This is a genomic window from Streptomyces caelestis (assembly GCF_001279005.1).
GTDB classification, from domain to species: domain Bacteria; phylum Actinomycetota; class Actinomycetes; order Streptomycetales; family Streptomycetaceae; genus Streptomyces; species Streptomyces heliomycini.
Window position 1 is genome coordinate 64248 of record NZ_LGCN01000200.1, and the last position, 10917, is coordinate 75164.

At 74.0% G+C, this 10917-nt stretch carries 13 protein-coding genes and 2 pseudogenes; 9 read left to right on the plus strand and 6 right to left on the minus strand.

All coding sequences use genetic code 11. The annotated features are described in order from the left end of the window. Nucleotides 1-57 precede the first annotated feature (57 nt). A pseudogene (locus ADK41_RS43335) lies at nucleotides 58-446 on the plus strand (DUF4442 domain-containing protein); the annotation flags it as partial. 120 nt (nucleotides 447-566) lie between these two features. Beyond that, nucleotides 567-1196 (plus strand): DedA family protein, encoded by a 630-nt coding sequence (locus tag ADK41_RS21070; protein WP_030833767.1) that lies wholly within the window; start codon nucleotides 567-569, stop codon nucleotides 1194-1196. Nucleotides 1197-1248: 52 nt separating this feature from the next. Here the strand turns inward: ADK41_RS21070 and ADK41_RS43955 are convergent, their stop codons facing one another. Beyond that, nucleotides 1249-1779, minus strand: a complete 531-nt coding sequence (locus ADK41_RS43955; protein WP_030833618.1) for a gamma carbonic anhydrase family protein — start codon at nucleotides 1777-1779, stop codon at nucleotides 1249-1251. A gap of 114 nt (nucleotides 1780-1893) precedes the next feature. On the opposite strand from ADK41_RS43955, the gene ADK41_RS21080 reads away from it, so the two are divergent. From ADK41_RS21080 to ADK41_RS21090, 3 genes are all read left to right on the plus strand, one after another. Beyond that, nucleotides 1894-2691 (plus strand): acyltransferase, encoded by a 798-nt coding sequence (locus ADK41_RS21080; protein ID WP_030833616.1) that lies wholly within the window; start codon nucleotides 1894-1896, stop codon nucleotides 2689-2691. A 106-nt stretch (nucleotides 2692-2797) separates the two neighbouring features. After that, nucleotides 2798-3370: a helix-turn-helix domain-containing protein gene (locus tag ADK41_RS21085; protein ID WP_030833614.1), complete on the plus strand. Its 573-nt coding sequence runs from the start codon at nucleotides 2798-2800 to the stop codon at nucleotides 3368-3370. Between the two features lie 23 nt (nucleotides 3371-3393). Further along, nucleotides 3394-3951 carry a YbaK/EbsC family protein gene (locus ADK41_RS21090; RefSeq protein WP_030833612.1) on the plus strand — a complete coding sequence of 186 codons (558 nt, stop codon included), beginning with the start codon at nucleotides 3394-3396 and terminating at the stop codon, nucleotides 3949-3951. A gap of 2 nt (nucleotides 3952-3953) precedes the next feature. Here the strand turns inward: ADK41_RS21090 and ADK41_RS21095 are convergent, their stop codons facing one another. Beyond that, nucleotides 3954-5000: a cation diffusion facilitator family transporter gene (locus ADK41_RS21095; protein ID WP_030833609.1), complete on the minus strand. Its 1047-nt coding sequence runs from the start codon at nucleotides 4998-5000 to the stop codon at nucleotides 3954-3956. 61 nt (nucleotides 5001-5061) lie between these two features. On the opposite strand from ADK41_RS21095, the gene ADK41_RS21100 reads away from it, so the two are divergent. Continuing rightward, entirely contained in the window at nucleotides 5062-5421 is a 360-nt protein-coding gene (locus ADK41_RS21100; protein WP_030833607.1) for an ArsR/SmtB family transcription factor, read from the plus strand. A gap of 330 nt (nucleotides 5422-5751) precedes the next feature. On the opposite strand, the gene ADK41_RS21105 is transcribed toward ADK41_RS21100, so the two are convergent. Next, nucleotides 5752-6159, minus strand: a complete 408-nt coding sequence (locus tag ADK41_RS21105) for a CoA-binding protein (protein ID WP_030833605.1) — start codon at nucleotides 6157-6159, stop codon at nucleotides 5752-5754. A 207-nt stretch (nucleotides 6160-6366) separates the two neighbouring features. Between ADK41_RS21105 and ADK41_RS21110 the strand changes: the two genes are divergently transcribed. Genes ADK41_RS21110 through ADK41_RS21120 form a run of 3 tightly spaced genes read left to right on the plus strand, consistent with a single transcriptional unit; the run spans nucleotide 6367 to nucleotide 8273 of the window. Next, nucleotides 6367-7080 carry a hypothetical protein gene (locus tag ADK41_RS21110; RefSeq protein ID WP_030833603.1) on the plus strand — a complete coding sequence of 238 codons (714 nt, stop codon included), beginning with the start codon at nucleotides 6367-6369 and terminating at the stop codon, nucleotides 7078-7080. Beyond that, nucleotides 7077-7637: a SixA phosphatase family protein gene (locus ADK41_RS21115; RefSeq protein WP_030833601.1), complete on the plus strand. Its 561-nt coding sequence runs from the start codon at nucleotides 7077-7079 to the stop codon at nucleotides 7635-7637. Before ADK41_RS21110 ends, ADK41_RS21115 begins: the two co-directional genes overlap by 4 nt. Nucleotides 7638-7646: 9 nt before the next feature. Beyond that, entirely contained in the window at nucleotides 7647-8273 is a 627-nt protein-coding gene (locus ADK41_RS21120; protein ID WP_030833599.1) for a YigZ family protein, read from the plus strand. A 139-nt stretch (nucleotides 8274-8412) separates the two neighbouring features. Here ADK41_RS21120 and ADK41_RS40975 read toward each other — a convergent pair. The 3 genes and pseudogenes from ADK41_RS40975 to ADK41_RS21130 form a co-directional block, all read right to left on the minus strand. Further along, a pseudogene (locus tag ADK41_RS40975) lies at nucleotides 8413-8535 on the minus strand (IS5/IS1182 family transposase); the annotation flags it as partial. Between the two features lie 470 nt (nucleotides 8536-9005). Next, on the minus strand, nucleotides 9006-9956 hold the full coding sequence (locus tag ADK41_RS42530) for an ISL3 family transposase (protein ID WP_234319020.1): 951 nt from the start codon (nucleotides 9954-9956) through the stop codon (nucleotides 9006-9008). Between the two features lie 199 nt (nucleotides 9957-10155). Then, a complete protein-coding gene (locus ADK41_RS21130; protein ID WP_030833597.1) occupies nucleotides 10156-10614 on the minus strand; it encodes a hypothetical protein in 459 nt (152 codons plus the stop codon). Nucleotides 10615-10917 lie beyond the last annotated feature (303 nt).

Consider the following 10917-nt stretch of genomic DNA (forward strand, 5'->3'; position numbering starts at 1 on the left):
GAACCGGATGCCGCGCGGCACGGCGACGTGAAGCCGCTGACGAGCGAGACACCGCTCGTGGGCGCGGACCGGACGGTCGTCGGCGAGCTGCTCGCCGCCACGGCGCCCCTGGCCCGGACCCTCGACCTCCGGTTCCTGGGGACCACACCCGAGCGGGCCGTACGCCGGCGCGGTGTCCACCCCCGGTGAGCCGGCGAACGGCGCGCTCGTGCTCGCCGCGTTCGGGAAACGGCTCGCGCGGGCCGTGCCGCCGGCCGTCCGCGCGGAGAACGCCTGCGGGAAGCCGACGAGAGGCCCGGTCACCGCCACCGCGATCCTCGGTGGCCCGGCCGAGGTCGTCGCCGAACTCGACGGGGGCGCGCCCCGCGTTCCCGGTCCCGACCGCCGTCCGCCGCGAGGACGGCGCCGTCACCGCGGAGACGACCGTCGCCCGGCCCTCGCGTCCCCGCGTCCCCACGGCCGGCCACCGGCTCCGCGGCCGGACCGTACGCACGGCACGACCCGGTAGGCTTCCCGTTCGTGCGCCGGGACCCGGCGCACGAACGGCGGACCGGGAGGACGGGGCGTTGCACGTACAGGAGTGGCTCGAGACCGTACCCGCGGTCGCCGTGTACGCCCTGGTGGGGCTGGTCATCGGGCTGGAGAGCCTGGGCATCCCGCTGCCGGGCGAGATCATCCTGGTCTCCTCCGCGCTGCTCGCCTCCCAGCACGGCGACATCGATCCGGTGGTCCTCGGCGCCTGCGCCACCGCCGGCGCGATCATCGGCGACTCGATCGGCTACGCCATCGGCCGCAAGGGCGGACGGCCGCTGCTGGCCTGGCTGGGCGCCAAGTTCCCCCGCCACTTCGGCGAGGGGCACATCGCGGCCGCCGAGCGGTCCTTCACGAAGTGGGGCATGTGGGCCGTCTTCTTCGGACGCTTCGTGGCCCTGCTGCGCATCTTCGCCGGCCCGCTCGCGGGTGTGCTGCGGATGCCGTACTGGAAGTTCCTGATCGCCAACGTCCTCGGCGGCATCGTCTGGGCGGGCGGCACCACCGCCGTCATCTACTACGTCGGCATCGTCGCGGAGTCCTGGCTGAAGCGCTTCTCGTGGCTGGGCCTGGTGCTGGCGGTCGTGATCGGCGTCACATCGATGCTGGTGCTGAAGCGCAAGGCGAAGAAGGCGGTGCCCGAGCCGGCCGTCGCCGGCGACTGAAGCACCCCGAAGGGGCACGGGGCCGGAGCGGCACGCGGCTCCGCCGCGACCGTCATGCCCCGTGCTCCTCCCGGTGGGCCTTCGCCAGCTCCGCGTACATCGTGCCGTTGAGAGTGAGCCCCTCACGCTCCTCGGAGGTCAGCTCCCGCCGCACCTTCGCGGGGACCCCCGCGACGAGCGAGCCCGGGGGCACCTCCATCCCCTGCGGCACCAGCGCCTGGGCGGCGACCAGCGACCCCGCGCCGATCACGGCGCCGTTCAGCACCGTCGCCCCCATACCGATCAGACAGTCGTCCTCGACGGTCGCCCCGTGCACCACGGCGTTGTGCCCGATCGACACCCGCTCGCCCACGCTGACCGGAAACCCCGGATCGGCGTGCAGCGTGCAGTTGTCCTGCACGTTGCTGCTCGCCCCGACGGAGATCCTCTCCACGTCACCGCGCAGCACCGCCCCGTACCAGACGCTCGCGCCCGCGTGCAGCGTCACGTCCCCGATCACCGAGGCCGTGGGCGCCACGAAGGCGCCCCCGTCGACCTTCGGCTCCCTGCCTCCGATACCCGTGATCAGCGCGCGGTGCGTCATCGCCCTCTCCTCCGCCGGCGTCGTGGACACCACGCACCGTACGCCAACCCGGTGGGGCGAAGATCACAGGGGCGACGGCCGGACGGCGCACCGCCCGCCGACTACGGTGAGCGGGTGCCGAAGCGCAAGAACACGTTCTCGTCCTGGCCGCGCCGCCTCGCGCAGCGCGCGGTCCACGCGGGCTGGTCCTGGGCCCAGCGCACGGGTTCGGTGACCGCCGAGCACCCCGGCCGCTTCCGCTTCGGGGCGATGGGAACGGGTACCAGGCTCGCCTTCCCGCTCGGCACGGTCTTCGGCGAGCCCTGGATCCGGATCGGCGCGCACTGCATCGTCGGCGAGCAGGTCACCCTCACCGCCGGCCTGATGCCCGGCCTCGACCTCGGCCCCGAGGCGATCCTGCGCATCGGCGACGGGGTCGTGCTGGGCCGCGGCAGCCATGTCATCGCCGACACGACGGTCACCATCGGCAGCGACTGCTACTTCGGGCCGTACGTCTACGTCACCTCCACCAATCACTCCTACGACGACCCGCACGAGCCCATCGGCAAGCAGTGGCCGCGGATGGAGCCGGTGGAGATCGGCCCCGGCTGCTGGATCGGCACCGGCGCGGTGATCCTGCCGGGGGCGCGCGTCGGACGGAACGTGGTGGTGGCCGCGGGCGCGGTGGTCCGGGGCACGGTGCCCGACCACGCCGTGGTCGCGGGCGCCCCGGCCCGTGTCGTACGCCGCTGGACCCCCGCCGACGGCTGGCAGCCGCCGCTGCGCACCCCGGCTCCCGTGCCGATCCCGGAGGGCGTCACCCCGGAGCAGCTGCGGGCGTTGTCGGAGCTGGACGAGGAGAGCGTCGCGCGGCTCGCGGAACTGGACGAGGCGGGCGGGGCCCGGATCGCCGAGCTGGAACCCGAGGGCTGAGCGGCCGATTCCGGTCGCAGTACAGTGCGGTGGACGACCGGGTTCACCCCACGGGAGCCGGACGTGGAACCCCGTCGCCCATGACGCCGGACGGATTGGACGGAACGTGTCGGACCTCGACCTGCTGACCCAGTCCCTGGCGCGCAACGTCAGACGCTGGCGCACCGAGCGCGGCTTCACCCTGGACACGCTCGCGGCGCGGGCGGGCGTCAGCCGCGGCATGCTCATCCAGATCGAACAGGCCCGCACCAACCCGAGCATCGGCACGGTCGTCAAGATCGGCGACGCGCTCGGCGTCAGCGTCCCCACCCTGCTCGACTACGAGCGGGGCCCGAAGGTCCGGATCGTCCCCGCCGACCGGGCCGTGCGGCTCTGGCACACCGAGGGCGGCAGCTACAACCGGCTGCTCGCCGGCACCGAGGCGCCCGGTCCGCTGGAGATGTGGGACTGGCGGCTCATGCCGGGCGAGAGCAGCGACTCCGACCCGCACCCCGCCGGCACGGTCGAACTCGTCCACGTCACGTCCGGGGAACTGACCCTCACCGTCGACGGGGCGGAGCACCGGGTGCCGGCCGGCGCCAGCGCCTCCTTCGAGGCCGACGCGCCGCACACGTACGGAAATCAGGGCGGCGCCCCGATGGAGATGATCATGACCGTCTCGGTGCCGCCCGTGCGCTGAGGCGCCCCTGTTACGGTGCGGCCATGCGCGCACCCATCGGAGACTTCGACCACGCCACCCCCGCCCCCGACCGCCTCGACGAGCTGATCGCCCCGGTCGCCGCCGCCGTCCGCGCCTGGAGCGGCAGCGTCCCCGCCGACCAGCTGCTCTACGTCGACACCGATCCGCGCTGGGCGGACACCGCCGTCTTCGTCGAGCACTACGGCCGGGACCTGCTGGAGCGGTCGGCGAACTGCGTGGTGGTGGCGGGCAAGCGGGGCGGCGGGACCACACTGGCCGCGTGCGTCGTCCTGTCCACCACCCGGCTCGACGTCAACGGGCTCGTACGGCGCCACCTCGGCGCCCGCAAGGCGTCCTTCGCCCCGATGGACACGGCCACGGGGGAGACCGGCATGGAGTACGGGGGCATCACGCCGGTCGGGCTGCCCGGTGACTGGCCGGTGCTGGTGGACGCGGCCGTCGTGGACCTGCCGTACGTGCTCGTCGGCAGCGGCCGGCGGCGCGGCAAGCTGCTGGTCCCGGGCAAGGTGTTCGCGGAGCTGCCCGGAGCGGTCGTACTGGAGGGGCTGGGCGCGGCCTGACCTCACCCCACCGCGTGGTGGGCGAGCGGCAGGTGCGGGTCCGCCGCGCCGGGCGCCGGCTCCGGGTCGGCGTGGACCAGGGCCGCGGTCAGCCGGGGGACGGCGTGCAGCAGCGCGTGCTCGGCCTCGACGGCGACGCGGTGGGCCTCGCGCACCGTCGCCTCGCCGTCCACCACGACCGCCACCTCGGCGCGCAGCCGATGGCCGATCCAGCGCAGCCGCAGCTCACCCACCCCGCGCACACCCGGTACGCGGGTCAGCGCCTGCTCGGCCCGGTCCACCAGGGCCGGGTCGACGGCGTCCATCACCCGCCGGAACACCTCCCGCGCGACGTCCCGCAGCACCAGGAGGATCGCCGCCGTGATCACCAGCCCCACCACCGGGTCCGCGTAGCGCCATCCCAGGGCCGCGCCGCCGGCGCCCAGCAGCACCGCCAGTGACGTGAACCCGTCCGTACGGGCGTGCAGCCCGTCGGCGACCAGCGCGGCCGATCCGATGGCCCTGCCGACCCGGATGCGGTACCGGGCCACCCACTCGTTGCCGGAGAACCCGACCAGCGCCGCGACGGCGACCACCGGGAGGTGCCCGACCGGGCGCGGGTCCAGCAGCCGGTCCAGGGCCGTCCAGCCGGCGAAGACCGCGGACGCGGCGATCGTCAGCACGATCACGATGCCCGCCAGGTCCTCCGCGCGCCCGTAGCCGTAGGTGAAGCGGCGGGTGGCGGCGCGCCGTCCCAGGACGAAGGCGATGCCCAGGGGTACGGCGGTCAGCGCGTCCGCGGCGTTGTGCACCGTGTCGCCGAGCAGCGCCACCGAGCCCGACACGACCACCACGGCCGCCTGCGCCAGGGCCGTCAGGCCCAGCACCGCCAGCGAGACCCACAGTGCGCGCACGCCCCTCGCCGAGGACTCCAGCGCGGAGGCGAGCGTGTCGGCCGTCTCGTGGGAGTGGGGGGCGAGCAGATGGGTGAGGCGGTGCGGGGGCGAGGCCCGGCGGTGCTCGTGCCGGTGGTCGTGCGCGGGTCCGTGGTCGTGGTGGCGGTCGCTCACGGGCGTCCCCTTCCGGTGCGCGAGGTGGACGCGGCGGCGCCCACACCGCCATTATGTGCGTATGAGCGCACGCATGCACCTGTCACCTGCGCACGGTGCGCACCCGCGCACACCCGGCGAGGAACACTTCGCGCTCGCGGCGGAGCTGCTCGCCCTGCTCGGCGACCGCACCCGGCTGACCCTGCTGCACGCCCTGACCGGCGGCGAGGCCGATGTCACCACGCTCACCGAGGTCTGCGGCGCGGCACGGCCCGCGGTCAGCCAGCACCTGGCGCGACTGCGGCTCGCGGGGCTGGTGGACACCCGCAAGGAGGGCCGCCGGGTGATCTACTCCCTGCGCGACGGCCCTCTGCGGCGGCTGGTGGACGAGGCGCTGAACGTGGCCGACCACCGGATCGGCGGCCGGCCGCCGCACGCCTGACGGGGCCGCGATCCCCCTACCGGTCCGCCGCGCCGGGGCACCGCTCCGAGCCGGCGCCGCGGCGCCGGACCGGTGCTCGCGTGCGGCTCGGCCCGCTCCGGCGGGTTCCGCGCGGGACCCCGCCGCTTCGGACCCGTACCGCGCACTCCTCGCTCACCCCGGGGCGCGGCCGCCGTTCGACGAGGCCCCGGCACTCCGGACCGGCCGCCCGCGGGATGCCGCCCACGACGAGCCAGGCGGGCCGCACACCCGCCATCCCCACCGCGGACACACCGCGCCGAGGGGCCGACCGCCCGCCGGCCGCGTCCCCCGCCTCACAGGGCGGTACATCTAGCCGAGCCGGGGGATCTCGATCGCCGGGCAGCGGTCCATCACCATCTCCAGGCCCGCCGCGCGGGTCCGCTCGCAGGCCGCCTCGTCGACGACACCGAGCTGGAACCACACCGCCTTGGCGCCCTTGGCCACCGCCTCGTCCGCGACGGCACCGGCCAGTTCGCTGTTGACGAACACGTCCACGACGTCCACCTCGAAGGGGATGTCCGCGAGGGAGGCGTAGCCCTGCTCGCCGTGCACGGTCTCGGCCTTCGGATGCACCGGCACCACGCGCTTGCCGAACCGCTGGAGCACCTCGGCCACGCCGTACGCCGCGCGCCGCCGGTTCGACGACAGGCCCACCACGGCCCAGGTGTCACCGAGCCCGGTGAGGATCTTGCGGACCGTCGCCTCGTCGCCGTACACCGTCGGCCTCCCGGGAACCGTGAAAGAGCTGTCGATCCGCACAACGAAGCGGGACGCGCGGTGATTCCCGGCAGGGGCCCGCCCACCCCGGGAAAGCGGTGGACCGTACCGGCGGCCGGGCCGTCCGGCGTCGGGAACCGCACACGGCGACCCGAAAAGCGGCCCGGAATACCTGCGCGCGCCCGCTCACGCGCCTACGCTCGCCTCGTGCTGCGCATCACCGACGCCCGAACCGGCGAACCCGTGGACGCCGCCCCCGCCCGGCGGGGCCTGACCCGGGTCGAGGCCCACCCACAGGGGTCCGATCCGACGAACCTGCGTGTGCTGCTCGTCGCCGACCTGCTCGTACGGGCCCTGGAACTCGGCGGCACGCCGGTCTGGGCGCTGCTCACCGGCGGGCGCCGGCAGGCGGAACTGCGCGCGGCGGGCGCGGCCCTCGGGGCCCGGCCCTTCGAGGACGGCGGGGGCTTTGGCGCCGGCCTGGGCGAGGCCCAGGTGCTGCACGTGGTGAGCGAGGGCGGCACGGCACCCGACGGGGTGCGCGTCGCCGTGGCCCCCGTGCACGGGGAGACGGACGGCGCCGACCCCGCCGCCCTGCGCCTGGCCCTGCTCGCCCGTCCCAGGAGCGAGCCGGTGACGGTCGGCCCGCCCGCCCTGGACGCCGCCGCCGACACCCTGGACCGCTGGCGCCGCGCGGTCGCCGACTGGGCGCGACGGCCCTCGCGGCCGATCCCCGACACGGTGCGCGCCGAGCTGCGCACCGCGTGGGAGGACGATCTGGACACGGCCGGCGTGCTGGACGTCCTCCGCGCGGTGGAGACGGACCCCGGCCTGACGGACGGCGCGCGCTTCGAGACGTACGCCTACGCCGACCGGCTGCTCGGCCTCGACCTCACCCGCGACCTGGGGACCCCGGCGTGACCGAGCGGGCCGGGCCGGGCCCGCTGCGCCGCCTGGTCGTCCTGCGCCACGCCAAGTCCGCCCGGCCGGAGGGCGTCACCGACCACGAGCGTCCCCTCGCCCCGCGCGGCCGCCGGGACGCCCCCGCCGCCGGACGCGCGCTCGCCGAGGCCGACCGCCTGCCGGACCTCGCGCTGTGCTCCACCGCCGTCCGGGCCCGCCGCACCTGGGAACTGGCCGCCGCCCAGTGGGGCACACCCCCGCCGGTCCGCCACGACCCCCGCCTCTACCACGCCGACGTCCCCGAACTGCTGGACGTGGTGCACGGGGCGCCGGCCGAGGCCGGGACGCTGCTGCTGGTCGGACACAACCCGGGACTGGAGGACCTCGTCCTGACCCTGGCCGGCGACGGCCTGGACGACACCCTGGACCGGGTCCGCGCCACGTTCCCCACCTCCGCGATCGCCGTACTGTCCTGGCGCGGCGCCGCCTGGCGGGACCTCACTCCGGGCGCCGCCCTCCTGACGTCGCTGATCGTCCCCCGGGGCGGGCGCCGGCAGCCCGCGCGGGACGCATAGGCTGGCCGGATGCAGGACGAGTACCGCACCGTCGCCCGCGCGGGCGTGCACGAGACCGAGATCAACCGCTCCCGCTTCCTGTGCGCCCTCGCCCCGGCGGCCACCGAGCAGGAGGCGCAGGACTTCGTCGCCGCCGTCCGCAAGGAGCACGCCGACGCCACCCACAACTGCTGGGCGTACGTCATCGGCGCCGACGCCTCCACCCAGAAGGCCAGCGACGACGGCGAACCCGGCGGCACCGCCGGCGTCCCCATGCTCCAGATGCTGCTCCGCCGCGACATGCGGTACGTCGTCGCCGTCGTCACCCGCTACTACGGCGGTGTCAAGCTCGGCGCCGGCGGCCTCATCCGCGCGTACGGCGGCGCCGTCGGCGAGGCGCTGGACACCCTCGGCACGCTCACCCGGCGCCGTTTCCGGCTGGCCACGGTGACCGTCGGCCACCAGCGGGCCGGCAAGCTCCAGAACGACCTGCGCGCCACCGGACGCGAGGTGCGCGACGTGCGCTACGGCGAGGAGGTCGCGATCGAGATCGGCCTCCCGGACGCCGACGTGCCCGCCTTCCGCGCCTGGCTCGCGGACGCGACCGCGGGGACGGCCGGGTTCGAGCCGGGCGGGGAGGCGTACGGCGACGCGTGAGCGGCCCGTCACGCCCGCCACGGGCGGATGACGGACGCGCACGGACCGGGTCATGACGGAGTGATACGGGAGTAACCGCCCGTGCTGTCGGACTCTCCGGTTACGCTGCGGGGATCATGAGACTGGGCCTTTTCCATCTTCATCCTGAGCAGGTCAGGTGAAGGGTGAGTACGGCCTGGACAAGGCTGGTGATCCGGGTGGTCGAGCACCGCAGTTTGCGGAGGAGCCGCCAGGACTTGAGGGTGGCGACGGCCTGCTCGACTGCGGGCTGGTCCTCGCGGATGGCGTTGGCCAGGCTGGCCAGGGCCGGGAGGCCGGCGTTGGACAGTTGCTCGAGCCAGTGTGCCAGCGGGCGGGCGTCGCGGGTGTCGAGCATGGCGGCGAACTGACGCACCAGGTCGTGGGTTCGTGTCAGTTCCGGGCAGTGGGCGAGCAGCCGTCGGAGGGCTTCGGTGGTGTGGAGGTCGCGTCGGGATGGTGCGGTGGTGATCCAGTGGGTGACCTGGCGGGGCGAGGGCGGTCGCTCGCGTGGGGTGTCGATCGGCAGGCCGCGGCGTAATGGTGCGATGGCCATCTTGACCCGTTGTAGTGGCCGCGGTAGCCCTTGGCGGAGATCTCCTGGTGCAGCACCGTCGCGGTGTGCTCGCCCTCCTCCCAGCGCTGCCTCAGATAGTCCAGGTACGGATCAGGACTCGTAGGCCGACGAGGCGGGATCCGGCGTACGCATTCCTGTCAGGTGGCTGCCCGGGCGTACTTGCCCACGGTGCGGCGGTTCAGGCCCAGCTCGCGGGCTGCCGCGTTGAGCGAGCGGCCAGTGTCGGTTACCGCGTGCACCGCCTCGAACAGCCGCTTCGCGTGGCGGCGGGCGGGGGTGTCGGCCTCGTCGGACGGTGCCGCCGGGTTCGTCGGCGGTGATGCAGCTTCGGGCTCCGGGACCGCAGCGGACAAGCATCCTCGGTGGGCCGCGGCAACATCGCTGACCCGCTTCGACAGGCCCTGCCACAGGTGGAAGCGGTCGCTGACCTGCACCGCGTTGGGGGCGCCGTCGGTGATGCCTTGGCGGTAGACCAGCGAGCCGTCCCGGCAGACCACGTCAACACCGGGGTGCGTCCGCAGCCAGGTGGCCAATTGCTCGGCGTCGCGGCCGGCCCACAGCTCGATCGGCAGCCGGGTGTCGGCATCCACCAGCAGGGTGCCGTAGACGTCCGAGTACAACGCGAAGTCGTCCACGCCCAACACCCGCGGGGTCGCTGGTGACGGAAGGGGCAGGCGCATCAAGTGGAACAGCACGCTGGTCCGCGACAGCGGTACCTGCAGGATCTGCAGGAGCCGGGCGCCGCCACGGCCGGCGAGGAACACTCCGGCCATCTCCACCAGGTGCTGCAGCAGCGGGCTGCGCCGCTGGTAGCGCGCCGTCAGCCCCTCGACCTGCTCGGCGAACGTCCGCCGACCGCATCTCGGGCCGTCACAGAACAACCGTCGCACCGACAGCTCGATCACCATCGGTCGGCCACCCACAGCAACATCGGCCAGCGCACGACCGTAGCGGCTGTGCACCCGCGCGGACCCGCGACCGCAGTCCGGACACGCCACCGTCAACTCGCGGGTGCGGGCCTCGATGTGGACTACGCCTCCCGCCACCCATACCCGTTCCACCCGCACCGCATCGAGGGGCGGAGACATGATCCATATGAGGTCATCACACTCACCTCCCGCATCCGCGCCCCGCCCGAACTCCTCCTGGGCGGGACGCGCCCTGTTCGGCCGCCGGAGCGCCTTACGGCGTCTGGGCTGGGGACGTCACAGCTGTGGTGTCGTGGGGCCGGGGTCCAGGGCCTGGCATCTGGCCGGACACGGGGCGTGGCCCCCGGCGAGGGCTGTGTCAGGGCTGGTGGTTTCCGGAGACCACCGCGATTCTCCAGACGGAGGTTCCGCCGGTTACCTGGACGGTGAGGTGCTGGGGCTTTTTGTCTTCGTGGACGACGCCCACGGTGTGAACCCCGTTGCATGTGACCGGGTGGGGGTTGCTGCTGTCCCGGTCCACGATCAACATCTTGCCCTTGCCCTCGCATGTGGCGTAGAGGGTGTAGGCGCCTTCCTGCGGGGTGAACTCGGGCAGTTCCTGGTCCTTGTTGCCGGTGGTCTCGGGCACCAAGGTCTGCGCGTTCTTGGGCAGGTCCAGGCTGGGCGGCTGTGTGGCAGGTGCCTGGGTGGGCTTGGTGGAGGAAGCGGTCGGAGCGGTGGGGCTCGGGCGCTTGGCCTCGGACTCGGGCTCGTCGGAGCAGCCTGCGGCGAGGAACAGTGTGGCCAGGGCGGCAGCGGTGAGTGTGGAGCGACGCAACGGGGTCTCCCAGGAGAGGGCGGGGCGCCCGGCCCTGGTGTCGGGGCCGGGCGCGGGGATTACGCGGGGGCTAGCCTCGCGCTTTCATCAAGCGAGCTGTCCGGCAGGCGGTCAGGAAAGCAGAAAGTGCCTCTGACCAGCAAGAATGAGGATTGTCGAGGTCCTTGTTCCTGCCACCGCCGGAGGCACTTCCCAAGTGAAGCCCTCTATCGGGTCCTATCCCCGTGTCCGCGTCCAGGACGACGGCCGCCAGGTCGTCTCCCAGGCCGGTTCGGTCCTGCTGGTCGAAACGGTCCGCAAGAC

Bases quoted from the DNA above. Each gene is read 5' to 3' on its own strand.
- ADK41_RS43955 (WP_030833618.1), bottom strand. From the start codon at position 1,779: ATGACGCACCGCGCGCTGATCACGGGTATCGGAGGCAGGGAGCCGAAG.
- ADK41_RS42530 (WP_234319020.1), bottom strand. From the start codon at position 9,956: ATGTCTCCGCCCCTCGATGCGGTGCGGGTGGAACGGGTATGGGTGGCG.
- ADK41_RS21120 (WP_030833599.1), top strand. From the start codon at position 7,647: ATGCAGGACGAGTACCGCACCGTCGCCCGCGCGGGCGTGCACGAGACC.
- ADK41_RS21090 (WP_030833612.1), top strand. From the start codon at position 3,394: ATGCGCGCACCCATCGGAGACTTCGACCACGCCACCCCCGCCCCCGAC.
- ADK41_RS21100 (WP_030833607.1), top strand. From the start codon at position 5,062: ATGAGCGCACGCATGCACCTGTCACCTGCGCACGGTGCGCACCCGCGC.